The sequence below is a fragment of the Gordonia alkaliphila genome (assembly GCF_039542465.1).
Taxonomy (GTDB): Bacteria; Actinomycetota; Actinomycetes; order Mycobacteriales; family Mycobacteriaceae; genus Gordonia; species Gordonia alkaliphila.
This window is the reverse complement of the sequence record NZ_BAABIE010000002.1, coordinates 252,449-269,429: the sequence shown is the minus strand read 5'-3', so window position 1 is coordinate 269,429 and position 16,981 is coordinate 252,449. Positions and strand designations below refer to the sequence as shown.

The 16,981-nt window shown below is 65.9% G+C and carries 15 protein-coding genes; 12 read left to right on the top strand and 3 right to left on the bottom strand.

Annotated elements, in window-relative coordinates:
• Window positions 1–5 precede the first annotated feature (5 nt).
• The 3 genes from ABD989_RS03145 (at window position 6) to ABD989_RS03135 (ending at window position 4,873) form a co-directional block, all read left to right on the top strand.
• Window positions 6–638 (top strand): TIGR03085 family metal-binding protein, encoded by a 633-nt coding sequence (locus ABD989_RS03145; protein ID WP_246997042.1) that lies wholly within the window; start codon window positions 6–8, stop codon window positions 636–638.
• 97 nt (window positions 639–735) lie between these two features.
• Window positions 736–3,672 (top strand): FtsK/SpoIIIE family DNA translocase, encoded by a 2,937-nt coding sequence (locus ABD989_RS03140; RefSeq protein ID WP_345312398.1) that lies wholly within the window; start codon window positions 736–738, stop codon window positions 3,670–3,672.
• Window positions 3,673–3,877: 205 nt separating this feature from the next.
• Window positions 3,878–4,873 carry a TerC family protein gene (locus ABD989_RS03135; protein ID WP_345312397.1) on the top strand — a complete coding sequence of 332 codons (996 nt, stop codon included), beginning with the start codon at window positions 3,878–3,880 and terminating at the stop codon, window positions 4,871–4,873.
• Here ABD989_RS03135 and ABD989_RS03130 read toward each other — a convergent pair.
• Complete coding sequence (locus ABD989_RS03130; protein WP_345312396.1) at window positions 4,833–5,117, bottom strand: YciI family protein; 285 nt, start codon at window positions 5,115–5,117, stop codon at window positions 4,833–4,835. The two genes, ABD989_RS03135 and ABD989_RS03130, sit on opposite strands and share 41 nt — an antisense overlap.
• Before the next feature lie 34 nt (window positions 5,118–5,151).
• Window positions 5,152–5,685, bottom strand: a complete 534-nt coding sequence (locus ABD989_RS03125) for an amino-acid N-acetyltransferase (RefSeq protein WP_345312395.1) — start codon at window positions 5,683–5,685, stop codon at window positions 5,152–5,154.
• Window positions 5,686–5,756: 71 nt separating this feature from the next.
• Between ABD989_RS03125 and pgsA the strand changes: the two genes are divergently transcribed.
• The 5 genes from pgsA to ABD989_RS03100 all read left to right on the top strand — a co-directional run bounded on the left by pgsA (window position 5,757) and on the right by ABD989_RS03100 (window position 8,986).
• The gene (pgsA, locus tag ABD989_RS03120) at window positions 5,757–6,356 is read left to right on the top strand and encodes a CDP-diacylglycerol--glycerol-3-phosphate 3-phosphatidyltransferase (protein ID WP_345312394.1); all 600 of its coding nucleotides are present in this window, start codon (window positions 5,757–5,759) and stop codon (window positions 6,354–6,356) included.
• A gap of 93 nt (window positions 6,357–6,449) precedes the next feature.
• Window positions 6,450–6,749: a helix-turn-helix domain-containing protein gene (locus ABD989_RS03115; protein ID WP_345312393.1), complete on the top strand. Its 300-nt coding sequence runs from the start codon at window positions 6,450–6,452 to the stop codon at window positions 6,747–6,749.
• Window positions 6,750–6,816: 67 nt separating this feature from the next.
• Window positions 6,817–7,596, top strand: a complete 780-nt coding sequence (locus tag ABD989_RS03110) for a PspA/IM30 family protein (RefSeq protein ID WP_345312392.1) — start codon at window positions 6,817–6,819, stop codon at window positions 7,594–7,596.
• Window positions 7,597–7,610: 14 nt separating this feature from the next.
• Window positions 7,611–8,801: a glycosyltransferase gene (locus ABD989_RS03105; RefSeq protein ID WP_345312391.1), complete on the top strand. Its 1,191-nt coding sequence runs from the start codon at window positions 7,611–7,613 to the stop codon at window positions 8,799–8,801.
• Window positions 8,792–8,986 carry a DUF3046 domain-containing protein gene (locus ABD989_RS03100; RefSeq protein WP_345312390.1) on the top strand — a complete coding sequence of 65 codons (195 nt, stop codon included), beginning with the start codon at window positions 8,792–8,794 and terminating at the stop codon, window positions 8,984–8,986. Before ABD989_RS03105 ends, ABD989_RS03100 begins: the two co-directional genes overlap by 10 nt.
• 103 nt (window positions 8,987–9,089) lie before the next feature.
• Here ABD989_RS03100 and ABD989_RS03095 read toward each other — a convergent pair whose 3' ends face one another.
• Window positions 9,090–9,377: a helix-turn-helix domain-containing protein gene (locus ABD989_RS03095; RefSeq protein WP_345312389.1), complete on the bottom strand. Its 288-nt coding sequence runs from the start codon at window positions 9,375–9,377 to the stop codon at window positions 9,090–9,092.
• 39 nt (window positions 9,378–9,416) lie between these two features.
• Between ABD989_RS03095 and ABD989_RS03090 the strand changes: the two genes are divergently transcribed.
• The 4 genes from ABD989_RS03090 to ABD989_RS03075 all read left to right on the top strand — a co-directional run bounded on the left by ABD989_RS03090 (window position 9,417) and on the right by ABD989_RS03075 (window position 16,963).
• Complete coding sequence (locus ABD989_RS03090) at window positions 9,417–12,470, top strand: BPTD_3080 family restriction endonuclease (protein ID WP_345312388.1); 3,054 nt, start codon at window positions 9,417–9,419, stop codon at window positions 12,468–12,470.
• Entirely contained in the window at window positions 12,460–15,177 is a 2,718-nt protein-coding gene (locus tag ABD989_RS03085; RefSeq protein ID WP_345312387.1) for a site-specific DNA-methyltransferase, read from the top strand. The genes ABD989_RS03090 and ABD989_RS03085 overlap by 11 nt, the downstream gene beginning before the upstream one ends.
• A 240-nt stretch (window positions 15,178–15,417) precedes the next feature.
• The gene (gene recA, locus ABD989_RS03080; RefSeq protein WP_345312481.1) at window positions 15,418–16,461 is read left to right on the top strand and encodes a recombinase RecA; all 1,044 of its coding nucleotides are present in this window, start codon (window positions 15,418–15,420) and stop codon (window positions 16,459–16,461) included.
• 4 nt (window positions 16,462–16,465) lie between these two features.
• A complete protein-coding gene (locus tag ABD989_RS03075; RefSeq protein WP_246995585.1) occupies window positions 16,466–16,963 on the top strand; it encodes a regulatory protein RecX in 498 nt (165 codons plus the stop codon).
• The last annotated feature ends 18 nt before the right edge of the window (window positions 16,964–16,981 follow it).

Below are 16,981 nucleotides of genomic sequence, written 5' to 3'. Positions count from 1 at the left end.
TGGGCGTGAACTGGGCGCAGGTGGAACGTCGGGCCATGGTCGAGGCCATGCGCCGCGAAGGGCCGGACGCACCGACGCTGTGTACCGGCTGGGCGACCCGCGATCTCGCGGTGCACCTGTTGCTGCGCGAACGCCGCCCGGATGCCGCCGCCGGCATGTTCCTCCCGCCCCTCGGGGCGTGGACCGGCCGGGTCACGCGGAGCTATGCGGCCCGCGACTACGACGACCTGCTCGACGACGTCGAGTCCGGTCCGCCGTGGTTCTCGCTGTTCGCCCTCCCCGACAAGTACCTCAACCTCGCGGAGATGTTCGTCCACCACGAGGACGTGCTGCGCGGCGGCGCCGATCCGACCGGCCCGTGGACGCCCCGCGAGCTGGCGCCCGGCCTGAGCGCCGCGTTGGAGCGGCCGCTGAAGATGATGGGCCGCATGACGATGGGCAAATCGCCGGCCCGCGTGACACTGCGCACACCGGACGGGCGGGACCTGCTGACCGTCGGTTCCGGCGAGCCGGTCACCGTGGTCGGCACCGTCGGCGAACTGCTGCTGTTCGCGTTCGGTCGTGCGCCGGTCGACGTGGCCTTCCTCGGCGAACCGGCCGCCGTGGCGCTGCTGTCGATGGCGCGCCGCTCCCTGTGATCGCAGCCTGCTTCGCCGCGGTCGTGTCGAAGTTGTGATCCGACGCGCGCTGTTGCGGGTGTTACTGGAGTGACGCTGAGGCACTAGGCTGACAGCCATGGCTTCTCAGGCAAGCGCGCGTAGTCGCACGTCCACTTCCGGTCGTGCGCCGTCGGCCAAGTCCGGTTCGGGCTCCGGCTCCCGTACCTCCGGCCGTGCCGGCACTTCCGAGCGCGCTCGCGGCGGCGAACGTCGACCGCGTACCGCGAACGGACAGCGTGCGGCGACCGGCAACCGCTCCGCTGCGGGTAAGCGGAATGCACGTCCACCGGCGCGGACCAACAAGTCGCAGGAGATGCGGCATCGTCCGTCGGCGGCGGGCACGGTGGGTCGCGGCATCGGTCGCGGCGTGGTCAACACCTGGAACCTGGCTGCGCGCGGTCTCGGCAGTGTCGCCCGCATCGGACTGGCGCCGCAGGTCGACCCGGACGACGAGGACAACGTTGTCGGCCATCAGCGATCCGCGCGGCGCGACGGTGCCGGGCTGGCACTGACACTGCTCGCCGCACTCGTCATCGCCGGCGTGTGGTTCGGGGTTCCGGAGGCCGTCGGCGCCTTCGTCGACGCCCTGGTCCGCTTCGGCATCGGCTCGCTGGCCTACCTGCTGCCGGTGGTGCTGCTGGTCATCGCCGTCACGGTGATGCGCCACGGACCCAATCCGGCCCGACGCCTGCGCAATGTGGGCGGCGGCGTGCTGCTCGGCATGTCGGCCCTGGGCCTGACCCATCTGGTGCTGGGCGCACCGACCGAGTCACCGGCGCGCTCGGAGGCCGCGGGCTTCCTCGGTTTCGCCCTCGGGTCGCCGCTCACCCAGGCGATCACCGTCTGGCTGTCGGTCCCGATCATGGTGCTCTGCGGGTTCGCCGGACTCGTCGTGCTCAGCGGCTACTCGGTGCGCGAGCTGATCGACGGCACCTGCTCGTACCTCGGAATCGGTGCCTACCGCCACGGCGCGGCCGACGACTACGACGACGAGTACGACTACGACGAGTACGACGACTACGACGAGGAATTCGAGGCCGCCGAGTTCGACGACGCCGACGCCGACGCCGACGCCGACGAGCCGAGCGTGCTCGACGACTTCCCGGCCGATCCCCGCGACACCGATCCTCGCGACGACGATCGCGCGGGCTGGGGCGATCCGTACGAGAACTACCCGCCCGACGAGCGGCGTCGACCGGCGTCGCGCGCCCGCCGCGAGCCCACCCGTAGTGAATCCGCACGCCGTGAACCCTCGCGTCGCGAGCCGGTGACGCGGGCCACCGCACGCACGGACCGTCGCCCGGCTCGCCCCACCGCCGGCGCGACCCGCGACGAGCACATGACCGACCTGTACACCGAGCCGCTGCTGGACACTCCGATCGAGCAGCAGGTCACCGAACCGATCGCGCCCCTGCCTCCGGTACCGCGGCCGCAGCCGAAGCCTGCCGCCCGCAAGCCCGCAGCGCCGCGCCCGACACCGAAGCCGGCCGCTGCACCGCGCCCGGCGGCCTCGGACTCCGGCTACGTGCTCCCGTCCACCGATCTGCTGGTGCACGGCGACCCGCCGAAGCTCGGGAGCTCGGCCAACGACGACATGATCGACCGCCTCAACGGCGTGCTCGAGCAGTTCAAGGTCGACGCCGCGGTGACCGGATACACCCGCGGCCCCACCGTGACGCGCTACGAGGTGGAGCTCGGACCCGCCGTGAAGGTGGAGAAGATCACCCAGCTGCAGCGCAACATCGCGTACGCGGTGGCCACCGACAACGTGCGACTGCTGGCGCCCATTCCCGGCAAGTCGGCGGTGGGCATCGAGGTGCCCAACGCCGACCGCGAGATGGTGCGCCTGGCCGACGTGCTCACCGACGCGGAGGTCGAAGCCGACACCCATCCGATGGTGATCGGACTCGGCAAGGACATCGAGGGCGACTTCGTCAGCGCCAACCTGGCGAAGATGCCGCACCTGCTGGTGGCCGGTTCCACCGGTTCGGGCAAGTCGAGCTTCGTGAACTCGATGCTGGTGTCGCTGCTGACGCGCGCCACCCCCGAACAGGTCCGATTGATCCTGATCGACCCGAAGATGGTGGAGCTCACCCCGTACGAGGGGGTGCCGCACCTGATCACGCCGATCATCACCGAGCCGAAGAAGGCCGCGGCGGCCCTCGCGTGGCTGGTGGAGGAGATGGAGCAGCGCTACCAGGACATGAAGGCCTCGCGCGTGCGGCACATCAACGACTTCAACACCAAGGTGCGCACCGGTGAGATCACCACGCCGCTGGGCTCCGAGCGCGAGTACAAGCCCTATCCGTACATCCTGGCCGTGGTCGACGAGCTCGCCGACCTGATGATGACCGCGCCCCGCGACGTCGAGGATGCGATCGTGCGGATCACGCAGAAGGCCCGTGCCGCCGGTATCCACCTGGTGCTGGCCACGCAGCGTCCGTCGGTGGACGTGGTGACCGGTCTGATCAAGACCAACGTGCCGTCCCGGCTCGCCTTCGCCACCAGCTCGCTGACCGACTCGCGGGTGATCCTGGATCAGCCGGGCGCGGAGAAGCTGATCGGCATGGGCGACGGACTGTTCCTGCCGATGGGGGCGAACAAGCCGATCCGCATGCAGGGCGCGTTCATCACCGACGAGGAGATCAACGACGTCGTCGAGGCCGCCAGGGAACAGTCCGAGCCGGAGTTTGTCGAAGGCGTCACCGCGGCCAAGGCCGGGGACAAGAAGGACATCGACGCCGACATCGGCAACGACCTCGACGACCTGCTGCAGGCGATCGAACTGGTGGTGTCCAGCCAGTTCGGCTCCACCTCGATGCTGCAGCGCAAGCTGCGGGTGGGCTTCGCCAAGGCCGGTCGACTGATGGACCTGATGGAGACGCGCGGCGTCGTGGGCCCCAGTGAAGGCTCCAAGGCGCGCGAGGTGTTGGTCAAGCCCGAGGACCTGGCCGGCGTGATCGCGTCGATCACCGGCGGGGGCGACCCGGACGAGGAGACGCCGCCCTTCTGATTGGGCGCGGTCGGTCGTCGAAGAGTACGATCGATCTAACGATCAGGAGGGGAGTATCCCCCCGACGGCGATCTCGTCAATACGATTGCGCTGTCCCGATGTGCCGATCACACCGGGACCGCCCAGTCCGGGACGCCGGTCCGCACCGCGGATGGGAGAGACCTCCAGCATCGCTTCCTTAGTGACGCGCGCTGGAGGTTCTGCCGTGGATGTTTCCTTACTCACCTGGGTGATCACCTGTGTGGTGATCCTCGGGCTCTTCGTCTTCGACTTCTTCTCGCACGTGCGTGTGCCGCACGAACCCACGTTGCGCGAGTCCGGCTTCTGGTCGGCGGTGTACATCGGATTGGCCCTGGCCTTCGGCGGTTTCGTCTGGTGGAAGTGGGGCGGCACCTTCGGCGGGGAGTACTACGCCGGTTTCGTCACCGAGAAGGCGTTGTCGGTGGACAACCTCTTCGTCTTCGTGGTGATCATGACCAAGTTCATGGTGCCGCGCATCTACCAGCAGAAGGTACTGCTCCTGGGCATCGTGATGGCCCTGGTGATGCGCGGTGGCTTCATCGCGGTCGGCGCGGCGGCCATCGCCGCCTACAGCTGGGTCTTCTACCTGTTCGGCGCCTTCCTGCTGCTGACGGCCGTGAAGCTGCTGTCCGAGAGCGGCGAGCCGGTGGAGCACGAGCGGGAACGGGAAGGCCGCATCGAACGCTTCGCGAAGCGTTTCCTGCGGACCACCGACACCTACGACGGCGACAAGCTGTTCACCCGTATCGACGGCAAGAAGATGGCCACGCCGCTGCTGATGGTGCTGATCGTCATCGGTTTCACCGACGTGCTGTTCGCGCTGGACTCGATTCCGGCGATCTACGGACTCACCCAGGAGCCGTACCTGGTGTTCACCGCCAACGCCTTCGCGCTGATGGGTCTGCGCCAGCTGTACTTCCTGCTCGGCGGTCTGCTGGACAAGCTGATCTACCTGTCGTACGGGCTGTCGCTGATCCTGGCCTTCATCGGTGTGAAGCTGGTGCTGCACGCGCTGCACGAGAACACCCTGAGCTTCATCAACGGCGGCGAACACGTCGCGGTGCCGGAGATCTCCACCCCGGTGAGCCTGGCGGTGATCGGTGGCACCCTGGTGGTGACCACCGTCGCCAGCCTCGTGGTCAGTCGCCGAAGGGCCCGAAAACTTGCTTCCACTCGGTGATCCGCACGGCGTCGATGGCGCCTACTGACGCGAACGGGTCCTGCGCCATCAACTGCGCAGCGGCCCGTTCGTCGTCGGCGGCCACGATCAGCACCGCGCCGGAGCCGTCGCTGTAGGGCCCGACCAGCAGGATGTCGCCGGCCTCGTAGGAGGTCTGCAGCCACTGGCGGTGGACGGGGCGGTGTTCGTCGCGGAGGGCGGCCTTGGCGGCGCCGTAGGTGTATTCGACTGCGAATTTCGGCATGCGCCGACTTTAGCCGGGCCGCTGCTCACCGGTGTCAGAGGATGACGAGCATCCGGGTGTTGCCCAGGGTGTTCGGCTTGACGTAGCTCAGGTCCAGGAACTCGGCCACGCCGGTGTCGTAGGAGCGGCACATCTCCTCGAAGACCGCGTGGGTCACCGGGGTGCCCTCGATCTCGGTGAACCCGTGCCGACCGAAGAACTCCGTCTCGAAGGTCAACACGAAGACCCGGGCCAGTTCGAGTTCCCGCGCCACCTCCAGCAGGCGGGCGACCAGGTGGTGGCCGACGCCGCGGCCGGCGACGGCGGGATCGACCGCCACGGTGCGGACCTCGCCCAGGTCGTCCCAGAAGACATGCAGTGCGCCGCAGCCGACCACGGTGCCGTCGACCTCGGCCACCCAGAACTCCTGGACCGACTCGTACAGGGTCACCAGGTTCTTGCCGAGGAGGATTTCTCCCGCGTAGATGTCGACGAGTTCCTTGATACGGATCACGTCCGAGGTCCGGGCTCGTCGCACGATCGGCGGGGTCGTCTCGGTGGGACGGCGGGCCGGTTGCGCAGTGGACATGAAAGAACACAATAGACCGGTCCGGGCATCCCGCGGCGACGGGCGCGAACCGGGGCCGATAGTCTGACGGTGTGACCGACCCACTTCCACAGGCGCAATCGCCGCTGCCCGCGGTTCCCGTGCTCAACGTGGCCAATGGGTTGACGGTGTTCCGGATCGTCCTGGTGCCGGTGTTCCTGGTGGTCCTGTTCGTGGCCGACGGCACCGAGACCCCCTGGCGCATCGCGGCCTTCGTGATCTTCGCCGTCGCGGCGATCACCGATCAGCTCGACGGGCGCATCGCGCGGTCGTGGGGACTGGTGACCGACTTCGGCAAGCTCGCCGACCCGATCGCCGACAAGGCACTGATCGGTGCGGCCCTGCTGGGCCTGTCCGTGCTGGGCAGCGTGCCGTGGTGGGTGACCGTGGTGATCCTGGTCCGCGAACTCGGCGTGACGTTGCTGCGCTTGTGGGTGGTGCGGCACGGAGTGATCGCGGCCAGCCAGGGCGGCAAGATCAAGACGCTGCTGCAGTCGGTGGGCTGTGGTCTGCTGGTGCTGCCGCTGACCGGAGTGGCCTTCGACGTGGCGCTGTGGATCCTGTACGCGGCGGTGGCGGTCACCGTGCTGACCGGGCTGGACTACGTCTGGCGGGCGACGGTGCTGCGCCGGACGGCGACGGTTTCGGACTGACCGACGCGCGCGATTCCCGTCGACGCCGTATCGAAAATTCCGATAGGGTCGACAGACAAGAAGACTGCAAGACACAGCGAGAAGGAGCGGTCGTTGGCTTTACTGCTGCGGGAGGCGCTCGGTGACGAATTGCGCCGACTTCGAATGGATCAGGGACGCACTCTGCGCGAGGTATCGACCTCGGCGCGGGTGTCGCTCGGGTATCTGTCCGAGGTGGAACGCGGGCAGAAGGAAGCCTCCAGCGAGCTCCTCGCCGCCATCTGCGTGGCACTCGAAGTCCCCGTCGGCACCGTGCTGACCGAGGTCGGCCGCACGATGACCCCGCCGGTCATCGAAGTGGTGCCGACCGACCCGCTCGCCGGCGGTGCCGGCGGCGCGCTCGCCGCCGCCTGACCCGCGGCGCGGAACCCGACCATCGCCCGACCGACAATCGTTCGACCAGCAAGGGAATCTGACGAAAATGGCCAACCCATTCGTGAAGCTGTGGCGCTACCTGACCGCCTGGGGCAATGACACGATCGATCAGCGCGCCGACCCGCGGATCCAGATCGAGCAGGCCATCGGCGACGCGCAGCGTCAGCACGAGGCGCTGTCCAAACAAGCTGCCGCCGTCATCGGCAATCAGCGCCAGGTCGAGATGCGGCTCAACCGCCAGCTGGAGAAGATCGAGCAGCTGCAGGGCAACGTCCGTCAGGCGTTGACACTGGCCGATCAGGCCGCGTCCGCCGGCGACACGCGCAAGACCACCGAGTACACCAACGCCGCCGAGGCGTTCGCCGCCCAGCTGGTCACCGCCGAGCAGAGCGTGGAAGACCTCAAGGTGCTGCACGACCAGTCGCTCAACGCGGCGGCCTCGGCCAAGCAGGCCGTCGAACGCAACGCGGTGATCCTCAAGGGCAAGCTGGACGAACGCACCAAGCTGCTCGGCCAGCTGGAGCAGGCCAAGATGCAGGAGCAGGTGAGCGCCTCTCTGAACCAGATGAGCGAGCTGACCGCACCGGGGAACACCCCCAGCCTGGATCAGGTGCGCGAGAAGATCGAGCGCCGCTACGCCAACGCCCTCGGTTCGGCTGAGCTCGCCCAGGACTCGGTGAGCGGTCGGATGATCGAGGTGGAGCAGGCCAGCGTGCAGATGGCCGGTCACGCCCGCCTGGAGCAGATCCGCGCGAGCATGGGCCTGCCCGCCGGACACTCGCAGCCGCAGGCCGATCCCGAGCAGCAGGGTCAGGCCGGCAACTGAGTCGTATCGCCTTCGTGGCCGGCTCGGACGCCGGCCACGCACTGGCGAGCCTCGGACTGGCCGCCGACTTCGCCGCGGCCGGTCACGAGTGCATCGTCTATACCGGCTTGCGCTGGGAGACCGCGGCTGCGCGCCGCGGTCTTCTCGTGCGCGACCTGCCGGGGCTGGCCGCCCGGCCGGACGAGGACGACTCCGACGCCGGCGCCAAACTCAGCGTCCGCGCCGCACGGATGGCACTCGAGCTCGCGCCGCTCCTCGCGCTCGAGCGCATCGACCTGGTGGTGAGCGACTCGATCACGCTGGCCGGTGGCTGGGCCGCGGAGCTGACGGGCCTGCCGTGGATCGAGTTGTCCTCGCATGTGCTGTACGACCAATCCCGCGGGCTGCCGCCGATCGGCGCCGGCATGGCCGTGGGCGTCGGGTGGCGCGGCCGACTGCGCGACGGTGTGCTGCGCGCCCTGGGTGCCCGCTCGCACGCGCGGGGTCGTGCGCAACGCGCACAGGCCCGTCGCGGCATCGGGCTGCCGCCGGTGCCTGCGCCGTCGGCCCGGTTCGTGGCGACCCTGCCCGGGTTGGAGGAGCCGCGTCCGGACTGGCCCGCACGCACCCACCTGATCGGGCCCTGCCTCTTCGAACCGACCGACGACGAGTTCACCGTGCCGCCGGGGGACGGCCCCCTGGTGGTGGTCTGCCCCTCCACCGCCGAATCGGGTTCGGACGAGCTCACCCCGGTGGCCTTCGCCGCGCTCGCCGAACTGCAGCGCGCCGGCGCCTGGGGGCGCGGTGCGCCGCGCGTGGTCTTCTCGGGGTTGACGCAGCCCGCCGAGGCGGACGCACTGCCCGACGGTCTGGTGTCCGGGCTGGGCAGGCAGGACCTGCTGCTGGCCGACGCCGACCTGGTGATCTGCGGCGGCGGGCACGGACTGCTGGCCAAGGCGCTGTCGGCGCGGGTGCCGGTGGTGGTGGTGCCCGGCGGCGGCGACCAGTGGGAGCTGGCCAACCGTGTCGGACGCGCGGGAGCCGGGGAAGTGATCCGGCCGGTGACCAGGGAAGCGATGACCGCGGCGATCATCCGGGTGCTCGAGGATCTGTCGTACGCGGCCGCCGCGACGGCGCTGGCCGCCACGGCCCGGCAGACGACCGATCCGGTGGCGCAGGCGCAGCGAATTCTCGACGAGCGGAAGCGGGTGCACGCATGCGACTGACCGAGTTCACCGAGTTCATGTACACCGAGTTCGGTCGGCGGGCGGCCGACGCGATGCTGGTGGACTACGCGATCCTGGAGCTCGGCGGCCGCACCGGTGCGGTGGCCATCGACGAGGGCGTGGATCCCCGGATCGTGTGGCGGGCGCTCTGCCGAGAGTTCGACGTGCCGCCGGAGCGCTGGTAACTCGAGGGACGTGAGGGGAGTCGTTCAGTCCAGTCTTGGACACGCGCGAGGCCTACGCGCGACTTACCTACATCGATACCGGTACCCGGGTCGAACCTGCCGGTCACCCGAGTAACTCGGGCAATGGCACGTCAAGCGCTGCGCTGAGTGCGATCAATGTGCTTAGTCGCGGATTCGCTGGCGTCTTCTTGGACCGGTCGCTGAGGCCGCTCTCCAGGAGCTGGAGGTGGTTGGTGCTGATTCCGGCCCGTTCAGCCAGTGCGTCCTGACTGAGCTCCCGAGCGTGTCGTAGGCGGGCGATCTGCGTTCCCAGCTGCTGTGAAAGCAGCTGTTCTGCAGGTGATTCAGACACGATTTCACCCTCGCCGACCACCCGTGTCAGGGCCACCATGTATACATGGGGAACCGTGTTTGAGTGGGAGGGGAAGCGTTGGCTGAGCATGCGATCGACGAGCCTGTGATCAATTCGCCGTACGAGGTGCCTGCCCGTCACTTCGCCCTGAATGCTGACGGTCATCCGACTGGGGCGTTGAATCACGGACGCCGGCCGAGCGCATCGTTCGTCGCGATCGCTCCGGAACGAAAAGGCCGGCGCACCAAGGGATCTCAGACGTCGTTGGATTTCGGGCTCACTGAGCGGATCCAAGAGAACAGGCTGATCAACGACATCCGGAAGGACGTCAGCTACTGGCGTACGACAGGCCGGTACGAAGGTGTGACGCCGATTACCCGCAAGCTCCTGGAGCACTGGGCCGACGTGGAGAGAGACAACCGCGTCCTCTTCTGCCAGCGCGAAGCTGCCGAGACGGCGATCTTTCTGACGGAGGTCGCGGGCCGACGGAACTATCGGCACGATTGGCAGGCAAGGATCGAGGAGACCAACGCCGAGTTCAATCGAGGTCTTCCGCGAATCGCTATGAAGATGGCGACCGGCGCCGGCAAGACGGTCGTGATGGCGATGCTGATCGCTTGGCAGACTCTGAACAAGGTCCAAGCTCCGCGCGATGCGCGCTTCACGAACCGCTTCCTTATCGTGACTCCTGGCGTCACAATTCGCGATCGCCTCAAGGTGCTGCAGCCGAGTGATCCGGACAACTACTACCGGCTTCGTGACCTGATCCCAGCCGGACACGAGAGCGCACTCGACAAGGCGCAGATCGTGATCACGAACTGGCACGCGTTCCAACCGAAGATCAAAGGCGAGTTCGCTGCCGTCTCGAAGAACACCCGCAAGGTCCTGCGGCCGGGAGACCCCGAAGCAGTTTTCAAGGAAACGCAGTCGGAGGTTGTGGCGAGGGTGCTCCGCGACTTCGGCTCGAGCAAGAGTGAGATCGTTGTGATCAACGACGAAGCGCACCATTGCTACCAAGACAAACCCGTCACGTCGGCCGAGCTCACGGCAGACGAGGCTGCGGAGGACGCTGACGCCCGTGTGTGGTTCGAGGGAATCGATTTCGTCCGGAAGAAGATCGGCGTCAAGAAGGTCTTCGATCTGTCGGCGACGCCGTACTTCTTGTCAGGCTCAGGTCACAGCCAGGGCACACTGTTTGGCTGGACGGTCAGTGACTTCTCGTTGATGGACGCGATTGAATCCGGCATCGTGAAGGTGCCCAGAACGCCGGTCGACGACAACGCAGCGGGATCGCAAGTGAGCTACCTGCATTTGTGGGAGCACGTGAAGGATGGATTGCCCAAGCGCGCTAGCACGAAGGTGACTTTGGACGAGAAGCCGCTGCCTGAGGTGCTTGAAGGGGCGCTACATAGCTTGTACCGGAGCTACGAGCGCTCGTATGGGCATTGGCAGCGGGAGTTGGAGCCTCTCGGAGAGACTCCGCCAGTGCTCATTGTGGTCTGCCCGAATACAGCAGTGAGCAAGCTTGTCTACGACTGGATTGGGGGCTGGGAAGCGACGCGCGGTGAGCAGGTCGCTGTACAGGAAGGACGACTGGAGCTCTTCCGTAACTATGCGGACGATCGACTCCTGGCCCGGCCGCGGACGATCCTTGTCGACTCTAAACAGCTGGAATCGGGTGAGGCACTGTCAGCTGATTTCAAGAAGGTTGCTGCAGCGGAGATCAGTGGGTTCAAGGCACAGTATCGGCTGGATAACCCGGGTGCTGATGCGGAGAAAATCACCGACGAGGAGATCCTGCGCGAGGTGATGAACACCGTAGGTAAGAGAGGCAAGCTCGGTGCGGATATTCGCTGCGTGGTTAGTGTCGCCATGCTCACGGAAGGCTGGGACGCCAACACCGTCACGCACATTCTGGGTGTGCGAGCCTTCGGCTCCCAGCTCCTGTGTGAGCAGGTAGTCGGCCGTGGGCTACGACGGAGGTCCTACGTTGCGAACGACGACGGGTTGTTCGAGGCGGAGTACGCCAACGTCTACGGCATTCCGTTCTCCTTCATTCCCTCGGACCGGCCATCCGTGGATCCGAAGCCGCCTCAGCCAACACTGCACGTGCAGGCACTGCCGGGCAGGGAATCCCTTGAGATTCAATTCCCGCGCGTCGAGGGCTACCGGATGGAATTGCCTGATGCGGACCTGCAGTTCGACACCGCAGACGTGCCTGAGTTCCCGATCGGTGCGTCGGAGGTCCCGACGTGGACCGAGTCCCAAGGTGTCGTCGGGATCGTGGAGAAGGACGAGATGCGTGACCTGTCGCAGATTCGTCGGCAGCAGGTGGTCTACAAGGTCGCCGAGCACTTGATGGAGCGGTACTACCAAACCGGCGGCGACCTCCGGCCATGGTTGTTTCCCCAGCTGCGACGGATCGTCGCTCGCTGGTTGGACGAGTGTGTGGTGGAGTCGGACGGACGCACGGCAGCGGCGCTCGTGGAACTCACCGAGCTGCGGGCGCGCGCGTGCGAGCAAATCGTCAATGCAATCCAGACGTACGGCGGCCAGCAGCGCGCCCGTACGCGGGCGATTCTTCGCGCCGATGATCCGGTAGGAACCACCGCAGGGGTCTCGTTTCTCACTCGGAAGGCGGCGATCGAGACCACCAAGTCGCAGGTGAGTCACTGTGTGCTTGACGGGCCGGCCGGCGGCAATACCTGGGAGCAGATCCTAGCGGACCTATGTGAACTCAATTCGCGTGTGGAGTCATTCGTCAAGAACGATCATCTCGGCTTCGAGATTCCGTATGTGCACAACGGACGGAGTCACTTGTACATTCCGGACTTCCTCCTGCGTCTGCGTCGAGCAGAAGGGGAGGACTTCGACAGGTTCCTGATCGTTGAGGTGTCGGGCGGGCAGAAGGACCGTGCTCAGACGGAAGCGAAGGCTTCGACCGCACGAAATACATGGTGCCCAGCTGTCAATAACCACGGAGCCTTTGGCGTGTGGGGATACGTCGAGGTGACCGAGATGGTCAGTGCTCCCGAAAAGCTCAATCAGGCGATCAGTTCGGTGTACGCCGACGATCCAATCATCGGTGACCCCGATGTGCTCGACTACCCGGAGGAACGCCGTGGCGCGTAGCAAGAAGCCCTCGGGCCCGATCGACGTCGTTGCCTACGAGCACGCGAACGAGCGGGTCAACAATCCGACCGCGGACGCGGCTGAGACGTTCTATGACGCCGAGGGTGACACTCTGCCGCCGGTTCGCTACCCGCGGGACCCCGACCTGGATCCGCAATTGGTCTGGCGCGGCAAGGATCAGCTCGATGCTGAGGACCTCGTCGTCGACGCACCGCCGATCTACATTCAGGAGAAGATCGACCCGCGCGTGCTGATCGAGAATCTGCGCGACACCGCCGATATCCCCGACGATGAGCCCGAGCTGGCACTCTTCGACGATTTCGACGGTGGCCTCGATGAGTTGGAGCAGGTCGAGTTCTATCAGCACACACAGCAGTGGTCGAACCGGATGATCCTCGGCGACTCTCTTCAGGTGATGACGTCGCTTGCCGAACGCGAAGACCTCCGTGGCCAGGTGCAGATGGTCTATATCGACCCGCCGTACGGGATCAAGTTCAACTCCAACTGGCAGGTATCTGTCAAGAATCCGAAGATTCTTGATGGAAAGCTTGAACATGCGGTCCGTGAAGCGGAGCAGATCAAGGCGTTCCGCGACACCTGGCAGGACGGCATTCACTCGTACCTGACATACCTTCGGGACCGACTTATTTCCGCGCGCGACCTATTGACCGATTCGGGATCATGTTTTGTCCAGATCGGCGACGCAAATGTGCACGTCGTTCGATGCCTGATGGACGAAGTCTTTGGGCCCGAAAACTTCGTAGCGCAGATCACGGTTCAGAAGGCGGCAAACTCGGGTGATGCGGCGCTGGGGAGAGTCGCAGACTTTGTTATCTGGTACGCGAGAGAAGTCGATCGCCTTAAGTATCACGAGCTCCTCGAGCTGAAGCCTGATGACGACCTTCTCACGTATCGGCGAATCCGATTCGCTGACGGTAGCGATCGACCGTCAACTGTCGCCGAGCGGCAGCCCGGTGCGGAGCTTCCTGCTGGTGCGCGGTTGTATCGGCCAGATCCGATGACCAGCGATCGAAGGCCCGGAGCAGGCGACACGGTGCAGTACGAGATCGACGGTCGGATTGTCACTCCGGGACGAGCGACATTCAAGACGAATCGTCGCGGATTAGACAATCTAGCCCGTGCTCAGCGTCTCTGGATTACATCGGGCGGTCTCCTTCAATTCGTCCGCTATCCCGATGACTATCGGGCATCGCCGATTCAGAATGTTTGGACGGGGACGCGAGGAGGGGCTGGAAAGGATCGGATCTACGTTGTCCAGACGGCGACACGTGTCATCGAGCGCTGCATGCTCATGACGACCGATCCGGGGGACCTCGTCCTCGACCCGACCTGTGGATCGGGGACGACGGCATTCGTTGCCGAGCAATGGGGGCGACGGTGGATCACCATCGATACCTCTCGGGTGGCGTTGGCGTTGGCGCGGCAGCGGCTGATGACGGCTCGCCTTCCGTACTATCTTCTCGCCGATAGCCCAGAAGGGAGGGCGAAGGAAGCGGAGGTCACCGGAGTGCCGGCTGATCCACACGTGTCGACTACAGGGGACATCCGGCACGGCTTCGTCTACGAGCGCGTCCAGCACATCACCCTCAAGTCGATCGCGAACAATCCTGACATCGTCGAAGGAATGTCGCGCGACGAGATCGATGCGGCGATCAAGCGTCACGCCGACTTCGAGTACCTCTACGACAAGCCCTACGAGGACAAGAAGAAGGTCCGTGTCTCCGGCCGGTTCACCGTCGAAAGTCTGTCGCCGTACCGGTCGGTGATATTCGACCAGACTGATGATCCGGCCTCGCGTGAGTCAATCAGCCAAGCGCACGGTGCGGAGGATCCGGACAGCGGGAACTTCGAGCGGATGATTCTGGACAACCTCGCCCAGGCCGGCATCCAGAACGGCCGTAAGGACGAGCGTCTCACGTTTGCGGTCCTGAACGACCACGCTGGCTCTTACGTCCAGGCGATCGCCGATACCGCTGAGGACGAAGACGGTGAATCGATGAGCGTTGCTCTGGCTCTCGGACCGCAGTACGGGACTGTTGACGGGGCCTTCATCAAGCAGGCGGCGAAGGAAGCACTCGCCAACCCCGATGTCGATCTTCTCTGCGTTCTCGCCTTCGCCTTCGATGCCAAGGCCACCGAAGCCGCGACGGTCGAGAACGTTAGTGTCGATGCCTCGGACGAGGGCTTCGCCGAAGTAGCGGGGGAGCGCAAACTCGGGCGGCTTCCGGTGCTGCTGGTCCGGATGAACGCAGACTTGTTGATGGGCGACGATCTCAAGAAGACTGGCGCCGGCAACCTCTTCACCGTGTTCGGCGAACCGGACATCGAGATCGTTGAGCAAGACGGACAGATCTTCGTGGATCTTCGCGGCGTCGACGTCTACGACCCGACGAAGGGTGAGGTGCGCAGCCGCGACACCGGACAGATCGCGCTCTGGATGATCGATACGGACTACGACGGAGAGTCCTTCTTCGTGCGTCACTGCTACTTCACCGGTGGCGGAGATCCGCTCAAGAAGCTGAAGACGACGCTGAAGGCCGATATCGATGCTGACGCGTGGGCCAGTCTCTATCGCACCGAGTCGCGCCCGTTTGATCGGCCGAGATCCGGTCGGATCGCCGTCAAGGTGATCAACGACTACGGCGACGAGGTCACCAAGGTCTTCGACATCGAGAGTGGCCAGTGATTGACAGATGGGGCGAGCAGAGCGCCAAGGGGCCAACACCGCCGTCCTGAGCTCTCGGTCGCTTGCTTGATTCGGCGTGTCGACTTGCGCTCGAACACCTGTTCGTTGATCCTGGAGGGGAACCGAACGGCGCCCCGAAGCGTCTAACTACTACCGCGGGTCACTGCGGACAGCACGATTGTCCGAGGCGCGACCTACCCTGGGGACATGACCGGCAAGCAGAAGAATCGAGACAAGACCATGGCAGTTTCGGCGGATCGCCAGAAAGCACTTGACCTGGCACTCGCACAGATCGAGAAGAACTACGGCAAAGGCTCGGTCATGCGGCTGGGCGAAGAGAACCGTCCCCCGATGGAAGTGATTCCGACCGGTTCGGTGGCCCTGGACATCGCGCTCGGTGTGGGCGGTCTGCCCCGCGGCCGCGTGGTGGAGGTCTACGGTCCGGAGTCCTCGGGTAAGACCACCGTGGCCCTGCACGCGGTCGCCAATGCGCAGGCCGCCGGCGGTCTGGCGGCGTTCATCGACGCCGAGCACGCCCTCGACCCGGAGTACGCCGCGAAGCTGGGCGTGGACGTCGACGCGTTGCTGGTCTCGCAGCCGGACACCGGTGAGCAGGCGCTGGAGATCGCCGACATGCTGATCCGCTCCGGCGCCCTGGACATCCTGGTGATCGACTCGGTGGCCGCCCTGGTCCCCAAGGCCGAAATCGAAGGCGAGATGGGCGACAGCCACGTCGGCCTGCAGGCCCGCCTCATGAGCCAGGCGCTGCGCAAGATGACGTCGGGTCTGAACAACTCGAACACCACCGCGATCTTCATCAACCAGCTGCGCGAGAAGATCGGCGTGATGTTCGGTTCGCCGGAGACCACGACGGGCGGTAAGGCCCTCAAGTTCTACGCGTCGGTCCGCCTGGACGTGCGCCGTATCGAGACGCTCAAGGACGGCACCGACGCGGTCGGCAACCGCACCCGCGTCAAGGTGGTCAAGAACAAGGTCGCGCCGCCGTTCAAGCAGGCCGAGTTCGACATCCTCTACGGCCACGGCATCAGCCGCGAAGGTTCGCTGATCGACCTCGGCGTGGCCGAGGGCTTCATCCGCAAGTCGGGTTCGTGGTTCACCTACGAGGGCGACCAGCTGGGCCAGGGCAAGGAGAACGCGCGCAAGTTCCTGCTCGAGAACCCGGACATCGCCGCCGAGATCGAGCTGAAGATCAAGAGCAAGCTGGGCATCGGACCGAACCTTGCCGACCTGGACGAGCCGGTGCCGGCGCCGGTCGACTTCTAGCCTCGTGCCGGAGACCACGGGCCCGTCCGCCTGGGACGTCGCACTGCGACTCCTCGGTGTGCGGGCCCGCAGTCGTGCCGAGATCGCCGAGCGGCTGGCCCGCCGCGAGTTCGAGCCCGACGTCATCGCCGAGGTCCTGGACCGACTGAGCGAGTCCGGTCTGATCGACGACGACGACTTCGCCCAGGAATGGGTGACCTCGCGCCACAAGTACTCCGGACGGGGACGGGTGGCGCTGCGCCGGGAACTGCGCACCAAGGGCGTCGCCGAGGAGACGATCGAGACCGCGCTGGCGGAGATCGATCCGGACGACGAACGCGCGCAGGCGACGGCGCTGGCGCAGAAGAAGCTCGCGTCGTCGTCGCTGGATCTGTCCGACCGGAACGACCGGGCCAAGGCCTACCGCCGTCTGGCCGGGCTACTCGGGCGCCGCGGCTACCCGCCGGAGATGGTCTCGTCGGTGGTCGCCGAGACTCTCCGGGCGGGCGCTGCGGACTCGTGAGCAGTTCAGACGCCTGAG

What these genes read in the sequence shown, in the direction of transcription:
- ABD989_RS03140 (WP_345312398.1), top strand. Translation starts at nt 736, where the DNA reads ATGGCTTCTCAGGCAAGCGCGCGTAGTCGCACGTCCACTTCCGGTCGT.
- ABD989_RS03130 (WP_345312396.1), bottom strand. Translation starts at nt 5,117, where the DNA reads ATGCCGAAATTCGCAGTCGAATACACCTACGGCGCCGCCAAGGCCGCC.
- ABD989_RS03125 (WP_345312395.1), bottom strand. Translation starts at nt 5,685, where the DNA reads ATGTCCACTGCGCAACCGGCCCGCCGTCCCACCGAGACGACCCCGCCG.
- ABD989_RS03110 (WP_345312392.1), top strand. Translation starts at nt 6,817, where the DNA reads ATGGCCAACCCATTCGTGAAGCTGTGGCGCTACCTGACCGCCTGGGGC.
- ABD989_RS03100 (WP_345312390.1), top strand. Translation starts at nt 8,792, where the DNA reads ATGCGACTGACCGAGTTCACCGAGTTCATGTACACCGAGTTCGGTCGG.
- ABD989_RS03095 (WP_345312389.1), bottom strand. Translation starts at nt 9,377, where the DNA reads ATGGTGGCCCTGACACGGGTGGTCGGCGAGGGTGAAATCGTGTCTGAA.
- recA (WP_345312481.1), top strand. Translation starts at nt 15,418, where the DNA reads ATGGCAGTTTCGGCGGATCGCCAGAAAGCACTTGACCTGGCACTCGCA.